The sequence below is a fragment of the Compostibacillus humi genome, from assembly GCF_014637175.1.
Lineage (GTDB): Bacteria > Bacillota > Bacilli > Bacillales > Amphibacillaceae > Oceanobacillus > Oceanobacillus humi.
In genome coordinates this window covers 25,628-44,773 of sequence record NZ_BMEV01000002.1, presented here as the reverse complement: position 1 = coordinate 44,773, position 19,146 = coordinate 25,628, and the positions used below count along the sequence as shown (strand labels likewise).

General features: G+C 41.3%; 20 protein-coding genes and 1 other annotated feature. Of the genes, 17 read left to right on the top strand and 3 right to left on the bottom strand.

Going from position 1 to position 19,146, the window contains the following annotated elements:
• Positions 1 to 47 precede the first annotated feature (47 nt).
• Entirely contained in the window at positions 48 to 689 is a 642-nt protein-coding gene (locus tag IEV18_RS00735; RefSeq protein WP_188390449.1) for an RsfA family transcriptional regulator, read from the bottom strand.
• 207 nt (positions 690 to 896) lie between these two features.
• On the bottom strand, positions 897 to 2,171 hold the full coding sequence (locus tag IEV18_RS00730; protein ID WP_188390448.1) for a replication-associated recombination protein A: 1,275 nt from the start codon (positions 2,169 to 2,171) through the stop codon (positions 897 to 899).
• A gap of 134 nt (positions 2,172 to 2,305) precedes the next feature.
• Here IEV18_RS00730 and cymR point away from each other — a divergent pair, with 134 nt between their 5' ends.
• The 17 genes from cymR to mtnN all read left to right on the top strand — a co-directional run bounded on the left by cymR (position 2,306) and on the right by mtnN (position 18,209).
• Positions 2,306 to 2,725, top strand: a complete 420-nt coding sequence (cymR, locus tag IEV18_RS00725) for a cysteine metabolism transcriptional regulator CymR (protein ID WP_188390447.1) — start codon at positions 2,306 to 2,308, stop codon at positions 2,723 to 2,725.
• A 26-nt stretch (positions 2,726 to 2,751) separates the two neighbouring features.
• Positions 2,752 to 3,900 (top strand): cysteine desulfurase family protein, encoded by a 1,149-nt coding sequence (locus tag IEV18_RS00720; RefSeq protein ID WP_188390446.1) that lies wholly within the window; start codon positions 2,752 to 2,754, stop codon positions 3,898 to 3,900.
• 5 nt (positions 3,901 to 3,905) lie between these two features.
• Complete coding sequence (gene mnmA, locus IEV18_RS00715; RefSeq protein ID WP_188390445.1) at positions 3,906 to 5,018, top strand: tRNA 2-thiouridine(34) synthase MnmA; 1,113 nt, start codon at positions 3,906 to 3,908, stop codon at positions 5,016 to 5,018.
• 11 nt (positions 5,019 to 5,029) lie between these two features.
• Entirely contained in the window at positions 5,030 to 5,692 is a 663-nt protein-coding gene (locus tag IEV18_RS00710; protein ID WP_188390444.1) for a tetratricopeptide repeat protein, read from the top strand.
• Positions 5,693 to 5,704: 12 nt separating this feature from the next.
• On the top strand, positions 5,705 to 8,005 hold the full coding sequence (recD2, locus tag IEV18_RS00705) for an SF1B family DNA helicase RecD2 (protein WP_188390443.1): 2,301 nt from the start codon (positions 5,705 to 5,707) through the stop codon (positions 8,003 to 8,005).
• Between the two features lie 65 nt (positions 8,006 to 8,070).
• Complete coding sequence (locus IEV18_RS00700; RefSeq protein ID WP_188390442.1) at positions 8,071 to 8,262, top strand: YrzR-like zinc ribbon domain; 192 nt, start codon at positions 8,071 to 8,073, stop codon at positions 8,260 to 8,262.
• A 37-nt stretch (positions 8,263 to 8,299) separates the two neighbouring features.
• Positions 8,300 to 9,373 carry an AI-2E family transporter gene (locus IEV18_RS00695; RefSeq protein ID WP_188390441.1) on the top strand — a complete coding sequence of 358 codons (1,074 nt, stop codon included), beginning with the start codon at positions 8,300 to 8,302 and terminating at the stop codon, positions 9,371 to 9,373.
• A 48-nt stretch (positions 9,374 to 9,421) separates the two neighbouring features.
• Positions 9,422 to 9,626 (top strand) — a binding site (T-box leader).
• Positions 9,627 to 9,688: 62 nt separating this feature from the next.
• Positions 9,689 to 12,307 (top strand): alanine--tRNA ligase, encoded by a 2,619-nt coding sequence (gene alaS / locus IEV18_RS00690; RefSeq protein ID WP_188390440.1) that lies wholly within the window; start codon positions 9,689 to 9,691, stop codon positions 12,305 to 12,307.
• A 116-nt stretch (positions 12,308 to 12,423) separates the two neighbouring features.
• Positions 12,424 to 12,696, top strand: coding sequence for an IreB family regulatory phosphoprotein (locus IEV18_RS00685; RefSeq protein ID WP_188390439.1), 273 nt, complete (start codon positions 12,424 to 12,426; stop codon positions 12,694 to 12,696).
• Positions 12,697 to 13,110 (top strand): Holliday junction resolvase RuvX, encoded by a 414-nt coding sequence (gene ruvX, locus IEV18_RS00680; protein WP_188390438.1) that lies wholly within the window; start codon positions 12,697 to 12,699, stop codon positions 13,108 to 13,110.
• A gap of 13 nt (positions 13,111 to 13,123) precedes the next feature.
• Positions 13,124 to 13,408, top strand: a complete 285-nt coding sequence (locus tag IEV18_RS00675) for a DUF1292 domain-containing protein (RefSeq protein ID WP_188390437.1) — start codon at positions 13,124 to 13,126, stop codon at positions 13,406 to 13,408.
• A 137-nt stretch (positions 13,409 to 13,545) separates the two neighbouring features.
• Positions 13,546 to 14,664, top strand: a complete 1,119-nt coding sequence (gene mltG / locus IEV18_RS00670; RefSeq protein WP_188390436.1) for an endolytic transglycosylase MltG — start codon at positions 13,546 to 13,548, stop codon at positions 14,662 to 14,664.
• A 56-nt stretch (positions 14,665 to 14,720) separates the two neighbouring features.
• A complete protein-coding gene (locus tag IEV18_RS00665; protein WP_188390435.1) occupies positions 14,721 to 15,383 on the top strand; it encodes an O-methyltransferase in 663 nt (220 codons plus the stop codon).
• Positions 15,380 to 16,009 carry a uridine kinase gene (udk, locus tag IEV18_RS00660; protein WP_188390434.1) on the top strand — a complete coding sequence of 210 codons (630 nt, stop codon included), beginning with the start codon at positions 15,380 to 15,382 and terminating at the stop codon, positions 16,007 to 16,009. The genes IEV18_RS00665 and udk overlap by 4 nt, the downstream gene beginning before the upstream one ends.
• A 166-nt stretch (positions 16,010 to 16,175) precedes the next feature.
• Positions 16,176 to 16,649 carry a transcription elongation factor GreA gene (gene greA, locus IEV18_RS00655; protein ID WP_188390433.1) on the top strand — a complete coding sequence of 158 codons (474 nt, stop codon included), beginning with the start codon at positions 16,176 to 16,178 and terminating at the stop codon, positions 16,647 to 16,649.
• 202 nt (positions 16,650 to 16,851) lie between these two features.
• Complete coding sequence (locus IEV18_RS00650) at positions 16,852 to 17,496, top strand: YrrS family protein (protein ID WP_188390432.1); 645 nt, start codon at positions 16,852 to 16,854, stop codon at positions 17,494 to 17,496.
• A 17-nt stretch (positions 17,497 to 17,513) separates the two neighbouring features.
• Positions 17,514 to 18,209, top strand: a complete 696-nt coding sequence (mtnN, locus tag IEV18_RS00645; protein WP_188390431.1) for a 5'-methylthioadenosine/S-adenosylhomocysteine nucleosidase — start codon at positions 17,514 to 17,516, stop codon at positions 18,207 to 18,209.
• A gap of 76 nt (positions 18,210 to 18,285) precedes the next feature.
• Here mtnN and sigK read toward each other — a convergent pair whose 3' ends face one another.
• Positions 18,286 to 18,996 (bottom strand): RNA polymerase sporulation sigma factor SigK, encoded by a 711-nt coding sequence (gene sigK / locus IEV18_RS00640; protein ID WP_188390430.1) that lies wholly within the window; start codon positions 18,994 to 18,996, stop codon positions 18,286 to 18,288.
• Positions 18,997 to 19,146: the final 150 nt, after the last annotated feature.

Sequence of the window (19,146 nt, the reverse complement as noted above, 5' to 3'; positions counted from 1 at the left end):
TTACAAATAAAAACGACTGGATAATTCTTTCTATCCAGTCGCTGCTCTTAATTTGTGCTATTTGCTACCTGTTCCAAATTGCCGTTTTTGTCCATGCGGAACGTTGGGGCTTTCATCGTTCCATGGTCTTCAAAAACGGTCATCTTTCTAGCCCGTTCCATAATTTGAATAAAAGTCTGGTAATCTTCTCTCATTGTTGTTAATTCTTTTTCTTTTACTTTAAGTTCTTTTTCCAATTCGGAAATTTTCTGCTTTAAAGTTTCATTTTCCTTTTGGAACTGTTCCAATGTAGTTTTTGATTGGTTCGATACTTGATATTCTTTTTTTAGCTCTTTTAAAAAATGAATAACAGTATCTATCGTAATGACAGGCGGATTTTCTGAACCCGTTCCTGAATCTATATCACTACTGAGGGAAATTGCTGGTTTTTTCCACTTTTGCGATTGTTTAGCCATTGCCCGCTTTTTCTCTTTTCGCTGGCGTTTTGCAAGTTCAATGGCGCTTTGATACCTCTGCCGCACCTCTGCATTCCAGCGAAAACCGCAGGCGGCGGATGTACGATTTAATTTGTCGCCAACTTCCTCAAAAGCATTTAATTGCGTACTGCCTTCCCGGATATGCCGCAGCACCGTTTCTGCAAGCAATAAATCATCTTCATGGGACCAGGCATCTTGTCTGACTTTTGCCATTTCGTTCAACTCCTTTATCTAGTAGCATTACAGAAGATTCCTTCTTTGATTTACAGTCAGCTAGTTTTGATTTCCATTGCTGGCAATTGGGACAATTGTTATGCATCCAGAGATTTCATTAACTAGTATTCTGACTGTAAATTCTATTTTGATTATGAATCCAAATTGGTACTACTTATTGTTGCCGTAAGGAGCTGAATTTATACCTTAATTCTTTTTTTGCGAACGAATTTTATCATAGACTTGTTTCAAAGATTGCTCGAATTTACCAGAGTTTTTTGGATAGTAGTATTGTTTATTTTTAATAGAGTCCGGCAAATATTGCTGATCCACCCAGCTGCTGTCAAAATCGTGGGGATATTTATAACCTATTCCTCTATCTAATTTTTCCGCCCCTTTGTAATGCGCATCTTTTAAATGTTTCGGGATTTCACCTGCAAGACCGTTCCGAACATCTGAGATGGCCGCATCTAATGCTTTGTATGCGGAATTTGATTTTGGCGACAGACAGAGCTCAATTAAGGCGACGCTTAGCGGAATCCTGGCTTCAGGAAATCCGAGTCGCTCGGCAGCTTCTACAGCAGCAAGGGCGCGCGGTCCAGCCTGGGGGTTGGCAAGGCCGATATCTTCGTAGGCTGTAACGATGAGTCTGCGGGCAATACTGTCTAAATCACCAGCTTCAATTAATCTTGCCAAATAATGTAACGCCGCATCGACATCACTTCCGCGAATCGATTTTTGAAAAGCGGACAATACATCATAATGGGCATCTCCATCTTTATCATGGGAGAAGCTCTTCTTTTGCATACACTCCTCGGCGATGGGAAGATCGATGGAGATCGTCCCTTCTGAATCCGGCGGGGTGGATGCAACCGCCAATTCTAAACCGTTTAACGCTGCCCTTAAATCTCCGCCGGAAGCGAAGGCAAAGTGTTCCAGCGCTTCCTCGGAAATATCAATCGATTTATCGCCATATCCATTTTCCTTATCATGGAGTGCACGCAGCAACGCTTCCATCACATCATCTTTCGTTAAAGGATGCAATTCAAAGAGATGACACCGGCTTCGGATGGCCGGATTGATAGAATGGTACGGATTGCTTGTTGTACAGCCGATTAATGTGATTAAATTGTTTTCCAAGTGGGGAAGCAAGAAATCCTGCTTTCCTTTATCCAGCCGGTGAACTTCATCTAAAATTAAAACGAGATTGCCGGTAAATTTTGCTTCTTCCACGGCAATTTCCATATCCTTTTTTTTATCGGTAACCGCATTAAGCATTTTAGCCTTTAAGCCTAAAGTTTTAGCAAGAGCGACGGCTAAAGACGTTTTCCCGGTTCCCGGAGGTCCGAATAGAATCATGGATGCCAGCCGGTTAGCCTGAACCATCCGCGACAGGATTTTTCCTTCCCCGACCAGGTGTTTCTGTCCGATAATTTCGTTAATATGGGTCGGGCGCATCCGGAATGCAAGAGGTTGTTTCATTGCCATCTTCCTTTTAATAGTATCTTTAATTAAGCTTAATTCCAATCCGGGACAAATGCAAGAACAATACGATTCATGCTATAATAACTAGTATTGTAGGGTAATGTGAATTGTAGATAAGAGGTGCTAAAGTTATGAAAATATCAACAAAAGGAAGATACGGTCTGACGATTATGATCGAACTGGCAAAAAAAGAGGGGGATGGCCCCATTTCCTTAAAATCGATAGCTAGTGACAATAACCTGTCAGAGCATTATTTGGAACAGCTTGCTTCTCCTTTAAGAAATGCCGGTTTAATCCGCAGTGTCCGGGGAGCTTATGGCGGTTATGTTTTGGCGAAGAAGGCAAAAGATATAACTGCAGGGGATATTATTCATGTTTTAGAAGGACCGATTGTTCTCGTGGAAGGAATTGAAAATGAGAAGCCGGCACAGCAGGAATTGTGGAAACGGATCCGGGATGCGGTTAAAAGTGTTTTGGAACAGACAACGTTAGAAGATTTGGCAAACCATGACAATGGGGATGAAAATCAGTCGTACATGTTTTATATTTAGTAGTTTACGAAGAAAGGGAATGAACAATGGAAGCCATTTATTTGGATCATGCTGCAACGACACCGATGCATCCTGACGTTATTGATGTGATGCATCAAGTTGCAAAAGAGGTGTTTGGCAATCCGTCCAGCGTCCATTCATTTGGAAGAAAGGCAAGGCGTCTGCTGGACGAAGCAAGAGAAACGCTGGCGCAGAGCATCGGTGCCGATGAGAAGGAAATTATTTTTACGAGCGGGGGGACGGAAGCAGACAACTTGGCATTGATCGGCACGGCGCTGGCTAATCGAAACCGTGGGAATCATATAATAACAACACAACAAGAACATCACGCTGCCCTTCATACCGCTGAATATTTGGAATCGGCAGGTTTTAGCGTAACTTATTTGCCCGTGTATGAAGATGGGAAAATTAAAGCAGAGGACGTAAAGGAAGCATTAACCGATGAGACCATTCTTGTATCCGTCATGTATGTGAATAATGAAACGGGGATTATCCAGCCTGTGGAAGAGATTGGTGCCTTGCTGAAAAATCATTCTGCATATTTCCATACCGATGCGGTACAAGCTTACGGTCTATTGGACATAGATGTTAAACAGCTCGGCATTGATTTATTGTCCGTATCCGCCCATAAAATAAACGGCCCAAAGGGAATCGGTTTTCTCTATGCTAGAGAAGGAATCGCTTTACAGCAACTGCAATTCGGCGGAGAACAGGAACGAAAAAGACGGGCAGGAACGGAAAACGTAGTGAGCGCCGTCGGCTTTCAGAAAGCAGTGCAATTGGCAATAAAAGAACGGGAACATCGAAATGCATTGTACCAGTCTTATAAACAAATTTTTTTGGAAGTGCTAAAGGAACAGGGAATAGAGTTTGCGATAAATGGAGATATCGAATCCCAAATTGCTACCATCATCAATATTCGCTTTCCCGGAACGAATGTGGAGCAACTCCTTACTAATTTGGATTTAGACGGAATTGCTGCATCGAGCGGATCAGCCTGTACTGCAGGAAGCGTAGAACCGTCCCATGTGCTCGTAGCCATGTATGGCAAAAACAGTCCGTGCATCACCGATTCCATTCGCTTTAGTTTTGGCAGTTTTAACACAGAAGAAAATGTGCGGGAGGCTGCGAAACGGGTAGCGAAGATAATACAACGATTAACGAAAAAAGGATGAAAGGTATGACAGATAAGAAGAATATTCGTGTTGTCGTCGGAATGAGCGGAGGAGTCGATTCCTCTGTCGCAGCACTGCTGCTTAAGGAACAAGGGTATGACGTTGTTGGCATTTTTATGAAAAATTGGGATGATACCGACGAATTTGGCGTTTGTACTGCGACGGAAGATTTTAATGATGTCATCCGTGTTTGTAACCAGTTAGACATTCCGTATTACTCGGTAAATTTCGAGAAGGAATATTGGGACAAAGTATTTACTTATTTCCTTGATGAATATAAGGCGGGAAGAACGCCAAATCCTGATGTCATGTGCAATAAAGAGATAAAATTCAAAGCCTTTTTGGACCATGCCCTTTCCCTTGGAGCAGATTACTTGGCGACTGGCCATTATGCCAGAGTAAAGGAGATCGACGGCAGAATCCATTTGCTGCGAGGAGCAGATGACAATAAAGACCAAACCTATTTCCTCAATCAACTATCGGAAGATGTATTAAAAAAGGTCATGTTTCCGTTAGGTGATTTGCCAAAATCAAAAGTACGGGAAATTGCAAAGGAAGCCGGCCTGGCAACTGCAACGAAAAAAGACTCAACCGGAATCTGCTTTATTGGCGAGAGAAATTTCAAGGAGTTTTTAAGCGAATATTTGCCGGCACAGCCGGGGGAAATGCAGACGCTCCAAGGGGAAGTGAAAGGCAAGCACGACGGGTTAATGTATTATACGATCGGCCAGCGGCAAGGTCTCGGAATTGGCGGTCCGGGAGAACCGTGGTTTGTTGTCGGGAAAAATCTGAAAGAAAATATCCTTTATGTGGAACAGGGATATGATAATGAAAAGCTATACTCCGACGGCCTGATTGCTACGGATGTCAACTGGATTCAGCCGGATGGGGTCGAAACAAGCTTTTCTTGTACCGCAAAATTCCGCTACCGTCAGAAAGATAGTGAAGTTAGAGTAACGCTCTTGGATGGAAACAAAGTGCGGGTTGATTTTGAGGAGCCGCAAAGGGCAATCACTCCTGGGCAGGCAGTAGTTTTTTATGATGGGGATATATGCCTGGGCGGGGCAACGATTGATAAAGTGTATAAAGACGAGAAGACTTTAACCTATGTCGGTTGAGGAGAGGGACGATGGATAAAAATAGACAAGGAATTCAATTTATGCAGGAGCAGCGATACGAAGATGCGGCAAAAATGTTTAACGATGTCATTGAGGAGGAGCCGGAAAACCCGGTAGGCTATATTAATTTTGGAAACTTATTATTGCGCATTGAACAATATGAGAAAGCCGAACGATTTTTTAATAAGGCTATCTCCTTGGACGATAATGCGGTTTCTGCCTACTACGGACTTGGAAACGTTTATTTTGAACTGGAAAATTTTGACCGGGCCCGAACCTATTTTATGAAAGCGATGGAAAAAGGGATGAACGATGGAGATGTCTATTACATGATCGGGCTTTCCTTACAAAAACAGGGTCAGTCCCGGTTTGCTCTCCCCTATCTTCAGCGGGCAGCCGAATTAAATGAACAGGATGTTGATTACTTGTTCCAGTACGGTTTATCATTAGCCCAATGCAATCAATTGGAAGAAGCTGCAGTCTATTTCAACAAAGTATTATCGATTCAGCCGGATCATGCCGATGCCCATTATAATTATGGGCTTATCGAATTTTTTTGGGAACATCATGCTGAGGCACTTGCACATTTTGAGAAAGCAATAGAAATCCAGCCAGACCATCTCTTGGCGTTAAAAGGAAAGCAAACGGCAGAAGAAACGATGAAGAATAAATAGTGAGGTATTTTTATGGAAAAAGTTCGGCCTTCAGTGGAACAGGAGAAATATATCCGGGGAAATTTGCTTTATATGATTTATACAGATGAAGCAGAACATTTTTCCATTGCAAAAATTCGGATAGATGAAACGACAGAAGATTTCGCTGAGAAAGAGATCGTCATCAAAGGATATTTTTCGAAATTGCAAGAAAACATCACCTATTATTTTTACGGTGAACTGGAACGCCACGCCAAATACGGGATGCAATATCGGGTGGAAAAGTATCACCAACATATTCCGGATACAGCAGCTGGATTAATCGGTTATTTATCCAGTGATTTGTTTCCGGGAATCGGAAAAAGAACGGCGGAAAAAATTGTCCAAACATTAGGTGAAGGCGCTATTACAAAAATCATGGAAAACCCTGACTGTTTGCAGAAGGTTCCCGGACTGAAAAAAGGGACAGGAGAAAAACTGATTGCAAAGCTAAGGGAGAACCAAGGGTTTGACCAAGTAGTGCTTTATTTAGGAAAATACCATATCGGCTTAAAAATGGCACAGAAAATTTATCAGGAATATAAAATGGAAGCTCTTGAAAAACTGGAAAAAGATCCGTACGAAATTGTTTTTGAAGTGGAAGGATTCGGATTTCAAACTGCCGATGAAATCGCTGTAAAAAATGGACTTCCTTTTGACCACCCGACCCGAATTGGTGCCGGATGTATTTTTGTCCTCCAGCAGGCGGTTCAACATGGTCATGTCTTTTTGCCGATACTGGAATGTTTGCAGGAAATGGGGAACTTGCTGCAAATTGGCGATGAAAAAAAGCTTATCGACATACTGGAACAGTTAGATAAGGAAAAGAAAGTGATCATACGAGAAGGAAAAATTTATTTGCCTTCGCTTTATTATGCAGAAGATGGCTTTAGTTCCCATGTGAAAAGATTAATGCAGCATCCATTGGAAGTAGAAATTCCCCTGGCAGAACTAATGAAAATGATCGGAGAAATCGAGGAACAAGAAGTCATCAGTTACGGTAGAGAACAATTTGAGGCGATTCAAAAAGCGATTCATTCGAAAATGATGATTCTCACCGGAGGTCCTGGTACGGGGAAAACGACGGTCATTAAAGGAATTTTGCAAGTATACCGGAAAGTGCATCAGATTGAGTTAGAGGAAGGGAAGCAAAGCAAAAATCCCTTTCTGCTTGCCGCACCTACCGGGAGGGCGGCAAAACGCCTGGCAGAATCCACCGGACTGCCCGCGATGACAATTCACCGTTTGCTTGGCTGGAATGGCACGGACAGTTTTGATAAGAATGAACACGAACCGCTAAAAGGGAAACTGCTGATTGTTGATGAATTTTCAATGGTTGATATTTGGCTGGCCAATCACTTGTTTAAAGCAATTCCAAATGATATGCAAGTTCTCCTTGTCGGTGACGAAGACCAGCTTCCGTCTGTCGGCCCTGGACAAGTTTTAGCCGATTTATTAAGCAGCCAATCGATTCCTTCATTAAAATTAAATGAAGTATACCGGCAAAAAGAAGGGTCAAAAATTATCCAGATCGCCCATGAAATTAAAAACGGCAAGTGCAACGAATCCTCATTAGAGAGGGATCAAGGTTTCAGCTTTATTCCGTGCCGGCAGGAACAGCTGATTGACTGTATTCTGCAAGTGTTTCAAAAGGCGATGAAAAAAGGGATCGATGTGAAAAAGGAAATTCAAGTGCTGGCACCGATGTATAAAACCCAAGCCGGTATCCACGAAATTAACCGGCATTTGCAGCAGCTTATAAATCCAAAGACGAATAAAAAAAGGGAAGTAAAACTGAATGACATCGTCTATCGGGTTGGCGACAAAGTGCTGCAGCTTGTCAATCAGCCGGAAGATGGAATATATAATGGCGATATTGGCGAAATTGTCGCTGTATTTAAGGAAAATGAAAATGTGGAAAAGCGGGAACAAATTGTAGTTCGTTTTGATGAAAGAGAAGTAGTTTATGACCGAAAGGACTATAAAAATTTGATGCACGCCTATTGCATATCAATCCACAAATCCCAGGGCAGCGAATTTCCCATCGTCATTCTGCCGATTTTGCATTCCTATTACCATATGCTTCGTAAAAATCTTCTTTATACCGCCATCACGAGAAGTAAAGAATCGTTAATTATATGCGGCGAAAAATCAGCCTTTTTTAAGGGGATTGAAAGGGAGGATACAAATAAACGGTATACGACACTAGAAGAACAGTTGAAAGAAAAATTAGGGGACATCTTGCCGATTTCCGGGAAACGAGAAGAAGACTTGTCACCATACGATTTTTTATAGGTATATTTTTTTTCATATTCGGGCAAGCTGAACGTTGTAACGTTTCGATTAAAGAGGTGGAATGGATGATTTTAAGATGCCCGAATTGTAACGGAAAAGATATTGGGAAAATCGGCGCCCAAAACTATTATTGCTGGAATTGCTTTGTCGAAATGACCGTCGTTGATAATGAACTGGCGGTGCACCAAATAGAAGCGGACGGAAGTTTAAGCTCCCTGAACGATTTATTTAGCGAAGAGGAAAGAAAGCTGTATTAATTCATCCTGAAAATCGTTCGCTTAAGGGGGATGAAGGTTGTTTTTGAACAGTAAGCGGTTAAATTTCCTGTATGGCTTAGTTACTGGAATTTTATTGTTTTTATTTGTTTATTTACTCGTAAAGACCTTCCCCGTGTACGGGGTCGTTTTTTCTTTTCTGTGGAAACTTTTATCCCCTTTTATCATTGCTTCCGTTATCGCCTATTTATTATACCCGGTCATTGAACAGTTACATCGGTGGAATATTCACCGGGGGATAGCCATTCTCTTCATTTATACTTTGTTTTTTGGCGGAATTGGCTATTTGATTTACCGTATTTATCCGAGAATTGTTCATCAAGTCCAAGATTTAGTTGAAAATTTCCATATTTTCACTGATTTGTATAACCGGACGATTTTAAGCGTATATGAATATACTTCTTTTCTGCCAGAAACGGTCCACGATAAAATGGATGAAGTAATTTTTCAGATTGAACATTCCCTGGATGAACTGCTTTCCAACCTAATCGGCGGTTTTACCGGGATTTTCGATGCCATTGTTATGTTTACCGTTATTCCTGTACTCGTCTTTTATTTTTTAAAAGACTTTAAAAAAATGAAAGCATATTTTCAGCGCTTCATTCCCAAAAAGTATCGCAACCGAACGGTAATGGTGCTCCATGCGATTGATGATAGTCTAGGGAAATATATAAGAGGACAGCTCCTCGTTTGTCTTTTTGTCGGTTTAGCATCACTCATATTTTTTAAGCTATTAAAATTAAAATATGCTTTACTTCTCGCTGTCATTATGGCTATAACGAATCTTATTCCTTATTTTGGACCGATTATTGGCGCCATTCCTGCTGCGATTATCACTTTTTCCACGACGGAGTCCATTCAGATTATTTTCTTCCTGCTCTTGGGAATTTTTATTATCCAGCTTATCGAAGGAAATTTATTATCTCCGTATATCGTCGGCAAAAGTGTGGCGATTCACCCGGCTGCAATTATCTTTGCTTTAATCCTCGGCTCCAATTTATTCGGGGTTGCCGGAATGGTCCTTGCCGTACCTGTTCTAACCGTCATTCGGGTAATCGTAAATCATCTTTTGACGCTTCCTGCCAATGATTGACAATTTCTTTGAATTTCATTATACTGGAAACCAGTAAAATTGAATTATTTCAACACGCTGAAAGTGAAGAGTACATGATAACCTTCGTTTTATAGAGAGGGATTTCTCGGCTGAAAAAATCCTAAACGAAAATCATGGAAGCTACACTGGAGTGCGGCTAATCCCCGCCGGTTGCAGACCGTTATCCGAATGAAGTGATGAATGTGAAGCATTCATAATTAGGGTGGTACCGCGATGAAATCTCGTCCCTGCAGAAAGCAGAGAGGAGATTTTTTTAATGGAAAAAATTAATCCACGAAGGAGGAAATAGATAAAATGAAAAAGCTGTCTTCAGCTCAAGTGCGACAAATGTTTATCGACTTTTTTAAAGAAAAAGGCCATCGGGTGGAACCGAGCGCATCGTTAATTCCGGTGGATGACCCGTCATTGCTTTGGATTAATAGTGGAGTGGCCACATTGAAAAAATATTTCGATGGCCGGGTAATTCCGGAAAACCCAAGGATTGTCAATGCCCAAAAATCCATCCGGACGAACGATATTGAAAATGTCGGATATACGGCAAGACATCATACGTTTTTTGAAATGCTGGGGAATTTCTCCATAGGGGATTATTTTAAAAAAGAAGCAATTGAATGGGCGTGGGAATTTTTGACTGATGAGAACTGGCTCGGCCTAGATCCCGATCGGCTGTCTGTTACAGTTCATCCGGAAGATGATGAGGCGTACGATATATGGCTAAATACGATTGGATTGCCAAAGGAAAGAATTATTCGTCTGGAAGAAAATTTCTGGGACATCGGGGAAGGACCAAGCGGACCGAACACTGAAATTTTCTACGACCGGGGAGAACAATATGGAAATAACCCGGATGATCCGGAGCTCTATCCAGGCGGTGAAAATGGCCGTTACTTAGAAATATGGAATCTCGTCTTCTCCCAATTTAATCATAATCCGGACGATACGTATACACCGCTTCCAAAGAAAAATATTGATACTGGTATGGGCTTGGAACGGATTGTATCTGTACTTCAAGATGTGCCAACAAATTTTGAAACGGATCTCTTTATGCCAATCATTGAGGAAACGGAAAAACTGGCAAACCAAAAGTATGGGAGCAGTACAGAAGGGGATACCGCCTATAAAGTTATTGCGGATCATATTCGTACAGTCAGCTTTGCCATCGGCGATGGTGCTGTGCCTTCAAACGAAGGCCGGGGATATGTGTTAAGAAGATTAATTCGCCGTGCCGTCCGCTTCGCAAAAGAAATTGGCATCGATCGCCCTTTCATGTTTGAACTCGTGGAAACCGTCGGTGCAATTATGAAAGATTTCTACCCGGAAGTGCTGGAGAAGAAAGATTTCATCGCTAAAATGATTAAAGCTGAGGAAGAAAAATTTCATGAAACGTTACACGAAGGTTTGCAAATGCTGACAAATATTCTGGAAGAAGGAAGGAAAAAAGGCACTAGGGTCATTCCAGGAGAACATGCTTTTCGTCTATACGATACGTATGGATTTCCGATTGAACTGACGAAGGAATATGTGGAAAAAGAAGGATTTACCATTGATGAAAATGGATTTCAAAAGGAAATGGAGAAACAAAGGGAACGGGCGCGAAAGGCAAGGCAAAAAGTTGATTCGATGCAAGTACAAGATGAGAAATTTGCCAATTTGGATGCAGAAAGTGAATTCGTCGGTTACGATAACTTCGAAGTGTCAACGACGATTACCGCCATCATTGACGATGAAGATAATGAAAAGGAACTATATTTGCTTTTAAAGGAAACACCTTTTTACGCGGAAAGCGGAGGACAGATTGCCGACCGGGGCTGGATTTATACAGACAGCGCCAAGGCATACGTGAAAGATGTGCAAAAATCACCGAAAGGTCAGCACCTGCATCGAGTTGTGATGGAAAAAGGCACGTTCCAGACAGGAGATTTGGTGCAAGCAGCGATCGATACGGAATTCCGCAATTCCATCATCAAAAACCATACAGCAACACACTTGCTGCATCAGGCGTTAAAGGATGTTCTCGGTAATCATGTCAATCAGGCCGGTTCTCTTGTTACACCAGAACGATTGCGATTTGATTTTTCCCATTTTCAGCCGGTTACAATGGAAGAACTGGAAAGAATTGAACAAATCGTCAATGAAAAAATATGGGAAGCAATATCATTGGAGATTGACTATAAACCGCTGGAAGAAGCGAAAGAAATGGGAGCAATGGCCCTCTTTGGCGAAAAATACGGGGATATTGTTCGGGTCGTTCAGATTGACAACTATAGTATCGAACTATGCGGCGGCTGCCATGTAAATAACACCTCAGAAATCGGATTGTTCAAGATCATATCGGAAAGCGGAATTGGTGCAGGAACCCGCAGAATTGAAGCAGCAACGAGCAAATTTGCCTTTGAGCTGCTGGCGGATAAAGTTCGCTTGCTCAAACAGTTGGCGCAAATGATAAAGGCTCCGGAAGGAAAAGTGCTGGAAAGGTTAACAACTTTGCAGCAAGAATTAAAACAGTTACAGAAAGAAAACGAGTCGATGCGGGCTAAGTTAGCAAATTCCCAAGTTTCCAGCTTGCTGGAGCAAGCAGAAAAAATCGGGGATATTGCAGTAGTAGCTGAAAAAGTTGCCGTCAAAGATATGAATGAGCTCCGGAAAATGGTCGATGAGCTAAAACAGAAAATTTCGTCGGGCATTATCTTATTGGCAGCAGAAACTAACGGCAAAGTGCAGCTGGCAGCAGGGGTTACGAAGGATTTAACAGACAAATATCATGCAGGAAAGATTATTAAACAAGCTGCCGAAATTTGCGGCGGCGGCGGTGGCGGCCGAGCTGACATGGCTCAAGCCGGCGGAAAAGATCCGTCTAAAATTGCCGATGCTCTCGCACAGACAAAATCATTCATTGCCGAAGCAAACGAATAATGCATAGATAATTTCCGTACTATTAATAATTGTAAATTCATGGTAAACTATAATGTAATAATTACAGCAATCGTGGAAAGGTCTGCACCAGATGTTTAAAGAAACGGGGTGTCAAAATGAGTTCGATGGATAAAACGATGAAATTTAATTTTTCAGAAGAACCATTTGAACAGAATTTAAAAGAAATATTATTTACCGTACATGAAGCGCTGCAGGAAAAAGGATATAATCCAATAAACCAAATTGTCGGTTATTTACTGTCAGGAGATCCGGCATACATCCCTAGATATAACGATGCAAGGAACCTGATCCGCAAAGTGGAGCGGGACGAAGTAATTGAAGAATTGGTAAAGTTTTATCTAGAGCAGCATAAGAAGAGAGAGCGATAAATGAAAATTATTGGCTTTGATGTCGGTTCAAAAACAATTGGTGTGGCGATCAGTGATGCCCTTGGATGGACAGCCCAAGGATTGAAGACGATTCAGTGGGATGAAGGAAACATTCATTCCGCCGATGAAGAGCTGAAAAAAATAATAAATGAACATGGAATTGGAAAAGCTATTGTTGGTCTGCCAAAAAATATGAATGGCACCATTGGCGAACGCGGCGAAGCGAGTAAAAAGTTTGCGGAGCACATCGAAAAGACCTTTCAAATTCCTGTCGTACTTTGGGACGAAAGACTATCGACAATGGCTGCGGAGCGAATATTGTTGGAGGCTGACGTCAGCCGCAAAAAGAGAAAAAAAGTTATCGACAAAATGGCGGCAGCCATCATTTTGCAAAGTTATTTAGACCAACAATAAATGAGGTGACATTGTGGTATTTGATAAACATGAACGGATTATCGTTCCCGATGAAAACGGGGATGAACATTTATTTGAAGTGTTTTTTACATTCCATATCGATCAGACGAATCAGTCCTATGTAGCTATGGTTCCTGTAGAACAGCTGAATGACGAAGAAATGGAATTATATGCATTTCGATATGAAGCAAATGATAAAGACGACTTTTCTCTCTTTCCAATTGAATCTGATGAAGAATGGGATATGGTTGAAGAGATGCTCAATACTTTGGCAGATGAAGACTTATTAGATGCATAAATTTAAGCTGATGTCGAAGTGGACATCAGCTTATCTTTTTATGAACAGGTGACAATGATATTGACATTTTTCAACAAAAACAATGGATTGTCCATACTATTTTTAGTATAATGAACCCGGTGAAAGGGGGAAAAAGGATGTCCAATGACGATAGAAAAACAAGCTTTATGAACAATCTGAGAAAACAAGGAGAAGAAGCGAAGATTGTGCGCAAAATTGTTTTTATTATTATCCTTGCGTTAACTATTTTGATGATATCTGGCGGCATAATTGGCTATTTATACATAAAAAATGCCTTGGAACCAGTTGATCCGGACAGTGAGGAACAAATTGAAGTTGAAATTCCGTTAGGTTCTTCGGCATCAGCCATTGCTAACATTTTAGAGGAAAATGGCGTAATTAAAAACGGTTTAATTTTTCGCTTTTATATTAAATTAAATAATATAACCGATTTCCAGGCCGGAAACTATGTATTTACGAAATCGATGCATTTGGATGAAATTATCGAAAACCTGCAAACGGGCAAGCTTCTGCTGGAACCGATTTATACCGTTACCATTCCTGAAGGATTGACCATCGAGCAAATAGCGGAACGATTTGCTGAAGTATTGCCGTTTTCTAAAGAAGAATTTTTAGAAGTCGTAAATGATGAGGAGTACATCCGACAGTTAATGCAAATGTTCCCGACGATTTTGACGGAGGACATTTTGGATGAGGATATCATTACTCCTTTAGAAGGTTATTTATTTGCTGCTACTTATGATTTCTACGAAGAATCACCGACCATTCAATCGGTTGTGGAAGAAATGCTCCGTCAAACGGAACTAGTCGTAACCCCTTATATGGAAGCAATTGACGAAAAGGGGCTTACCATTCATGAAGCGATCACCTTTGCTTCCATCGTGGAAAAGGAAACCGGCCATAAAGATCAGCGGGATCAAATAGCTGGAGTATTTTACAATCGACTCGAAGAGGGCATGCCGCTGCAGACAGATCCGACGGTAGCTTACGCCCTTGGCATGCATTTGGAAAAAACGTTAATTGAACATACGGAAACCGAGTCGCCTTATAATACGTACTATATCGAAGGATTGCCTGTCGGGCCAATTGCCAACTTTGCAAAAAGTTCGCTCGAAGCAGTAGTGAACCCGGCTGAATCAGACTATTTGTATTTCCTGCATGATAAGGATGGAAATATTCATTTTGCGAAAACTTATGAAGAACATATGGAAAATCATAAACGATATATAAAGTAAGGGAAATGTGATGAAATATCACATTTTCCTTGTTTTTACACGAAATGGGGGTTAACATGGACGAAAATTGGAGCAATTATATCCAATCATTATTGCCCGCAAAAGAACAGTGGGTGGCGGAGCTGGAGAAAACTGCAATAGAAGAACGAATACCGATAATGGACACAGAAAGTTTGCATTTTCTATTGCAATTAATTCGAATGAAGGAACCGAAAAACATTTTAGAAATCGGGACCGCAATCGGATATTCTGCACTCCGCATGGCGGCTGCCTCTCCCGGAAGCCATATAGTTACGATTGAGAAAGATGAGAATCGGTATGTCCAGGCAAAAGAAAATGTGGAACGGTTGCAAAAAAATGAGCAGATCGAAATCATTCCCGGCGATGCTTTAGAAATTATGGAAAGCCTTGCCAAGGAGGAACGACTTTTTGATGTCATTTTCATTGATGCAGCAAAAGGGAAATACCGGCAGTTTTTCCAATTGGCGACCCCTATATTGGCGCCGAAAGGAATTATTATCAGCGACAATGTGTTATTTCGCGGTTTTGTGCTGGAGGGAGCAGCAGTACCAGCCAGATATAAAAATCTCGTCAATAAACTGAAGCAATATAATAAATGGGTGATGTCCCATCCATCCTTTCACACCTCCATACTTCCTATCGGTGACGGGGTTGCTGTCAGCCAGCATATTGAAAGAGAAGAGGGAATAGAAACATGAAAAGAAAACCAGTTGTCATTGGTGTTGCCGGGGGCAGCGGCAGCGGCAAGACGTCGGTGACCCGATCCATCTGCCGGCGCATTTCCAGTGAATGTATTGTAGTGTTGGAGCAGGATGATTATTATAAAGACCAAAGCCATCTTTCCTTTGAAGAACGGCTAAAGACGAATTATGATCATCCTTCCGCTTTTGATAACGATTTGCTTATCGCCCATCTTCAACAATTAATCAACTATCAGCCTATTTACCGGCCAGTATATGATTACACGGTTCATACCCGCCGGGAGGAAACAGTGCTGGTGGAACCGAAGGATGTTATCATTGTGGAAGGAATTTTAGTCTTAGGTGAACCGCGACTGACTGCAATGATGGATATGAAAGTGTTTGTTGATACGGATGCAGATATCCGTATTATCCGCCGGATTTTACGGGATACGAAAGAACGGGGAAGGAATTTGGATTCGGTTATACGGCAATATGTGGAGAAGGTGAGGCCTTCCCATATACAATTTGTTGAACCGACAAAGAAGTTTGCAGATGTTATCATACCGGAAGGCGGAGAAAACGCAGTAGCAATCGATATGATCGCTTCTAAAATTGAAAGTGTTTTGGGAAAAAATAATTAAGGCAAAAAGTATTGATTATTTCTTGAAAGTTTGCCATAGTATTGATTAGTATCTTTTAATTCCTGCAAGGAAGCGAATGAAATCGCTTTTATAAGAATACACTGGCTGTAAACGGTTTTTTTCATAACCCGGAAATATTACGGTCATATGCTAAAGGAGTGTTTATATGTCATTAGAGAAAAAATATTATATGACAAAAGAGGGGAAAGAAAAATTAGAAAAAGAGCTTGAATACTTAAAAACAGAGAGAAGACAAGAGGTTGTGGAACGGATCAAAATTGCCCGCGGTTTTGGCGACTTGTCTGAGAACTCTGAATATGATGCAGCCAAAGATGAACAAGCTTTTGTGGAACAGCGGATTACCCAGCTTGAAAAAATGATTCGCAACGCCGTCATTATTGAGAATGATGAAAATAATAATACAGTTTCCTTAGGAAAATCAGTTACGTTTATCGAGCTTCCTGACGGGGAAGAAGAAACATATACGATTGTAGGAAGTGCAGAAGCCGATCCATTTGAAGGAAAGATTTCGAACGATTCCCCGATGGCAAAGAGTTTGCTTGGCAAAGAGGTTGGTTCGGAAGTAACTGTTTCGACACCCGGCGGGGATATTCAAGTGAAAATCATAAAAGTCGAATAATGGACCTTCGTTTTCATTGCAATTTATGTTTCATTTTTTTACAATTTAAAGCATAAAAACAAGAAGCAGGATCATCGCATCCTGCTTTTCTGTTTGGAAGACTTTTAGATCAAAATGTATAGACGTGGATGGAAGTTCATACATTGTTTGTACAGCAAACTTCGCCAGATATGGTAAAATATTCGGCAAGGAGGTTTCGTTTATGTATAGCCGTTCGAGGCGCAATAAACTGCAGAAGCGAAAGAGAAATAAAAAATTAATCCGTGTCTTCTCGGTTTTGGCGATTGTCCTATTTCTTGGAGTCTTGGGAACGTGGATTTTTGGAGGAGAGGATAAAGAAAATAAAGCTAAGGAAGAAACGAAAGAAAACGATACAGTTTCTTCCCAGCCGGAGGAATCTTCTGATGAAGTAGTAATTGTGGAAGAAGACTCGGAAAAAGAGGACAATATGGAAGCAACTCAAGAAGAGGAAACAGAAGAAGTTTCTCAACACACTGGCAGCAGCCTGCAAAAGGAGAGAGTAGAGTCAACGGATCCGTTAGTCGTTGAAGCATATGTCGCCAATTGGCAGCCGGTCGGGACGGAACAGGCAGGCCCTCATACGATCGATTATGACGACGGATCTCAGGACCGGATTGAAATGCGCAAGGCGATCATTGCAGCAACAAATTTGCCGGAAGATAATCTTATTGAATGGTGGATAGGCAGGGACGGAGATCAAGCTGTCGTTGCAACGGTGTCAGACAAGGAAGAAACAGAAATATACCGTGTTTATTTATCCTGGATTGATGGCGAAGGATGGCAGCCGACAAAAGTGGAACGCTTGAGAGAAAACGACAAAAAATAGCAGTTGGAGGTAAATGGATGGTTATTGGCATTATTGGAGCAATGGATGAAGAAATTGAAATTCTATTAAAGGAAATGAAAAACAAAGAAGATATTACGGTTGCTAATTGTTTGTTTGTCAAAGGGTATTTATCCGACAAAGAGGCAGTGTTGTTAAAATCCGGAATCGGAAAAACAAATGCTGCAATGGCAACAACGATTTTACATGAACGGTTTGCGCCGTCGTTAATCATTAATACGGGATCGGCAGGAGGATTTCAAGAACATTCCAATGTCGGAGATATCGTCATTTCTACAGAAGTCGTCTATCATGACGTGGACGTAACTGCTTTCGATTATGCTCTCGGACAAGTTCCGGGAATGCCTGCAGCCTTTCAAAGCGATTCCCGATTAGTTCAGATAGCTACAGATGCAGTAAAAAAACTCAAACTTCCTTATGCTAAGGGAATGGTTGCTACCGGAGATTCGTTCATGGCGGACCCGGACCATGTTGCAGCGGTTAAAAAAAATTTTCCAGACCTCATAGCAGCAGAAATGGAAGCAGCAGCAATCGCCCAAGTCTGCTACCAGTATAACGTCCCCTTTGTTGTTCTCCGTGCATTATCAGACATAGCCGGAAAAGAATCTTCGGTAACGTTCGATGAATTTTTGGAAACAGCGGCTAAAAACGCTTCAGCGATTGTGATGGAAATGGTAAAAAAGCTGGGAGAGTAATGCTGGCAAAAAACTTGGCCGGAACTGACTAATAGGAACCGGCCAACATCATTTTATGTTTTGCAATTCTTTGCAGCTATGTTTTCTCTTTTCGTTCTTTACGGTAATATTCATGGAATACTTTCATTAACGCTCTTTTTTCGATCCGGGACACGTAACTTCGGGAAATATTTAATTTTTTTGCGATTTCCCTTTGGGTCATCTCCTGTGTATTGTTTAAACCGTAACGGTACATAATGACTTCCCTTTCGCGGGGATCAAGAATGGAGAAAAATTCCTGCATTTTTTCAATTTCCATATTTAATTGAATGTATTCGATAATGTTTTCATTTTCTGCTTCTAAAATATCGATTAAGCTGATTTCGTTTCCTTCTTTATCCTGACCGATCGGGTCATGGAGGGAGACGTCTTTTTTTACCTTTTTTAATGAACGCAAATGCATAAGTATTTCATTTTCGATACAGCGGGCCGCATAGGTGGCAAGCTTTGTTCCTTTGTCGGGAGAATAACTTTCCACTCCTTTAATCAATCCGATCGTGCCAATGGAAATTAAATCTTCCATATCTTCTCCCGTATTTTCGAACTTTTTTACAATATGCGCCACTAAACGCAAATTATGTTCAATCAGTTTGTTACGGGCTTCTTTGCTCCCGTTCTCCATTTCTTTGATATATTTCATTTCGTCATCAGGGGGTAACGGCTGGGGAAATGCGTGGTTTTTAACATAGGAGACAAAAAAAAGGGCTTCTTTCACAATCATCGCTAAGACAGTGAGTATGCCGGACAAATACATTCACCTCCTAAGTTAAGTACTGTGAAGATACAAGTACAGCACTGGCTGGGTATTTGCCTATATTCCATTGTTATGAGAGTGGAGGTGGTTTCGTGTCTGTCCATACAACAATTGTGGCCATCATATTTAGAAAGCCGAAAAATA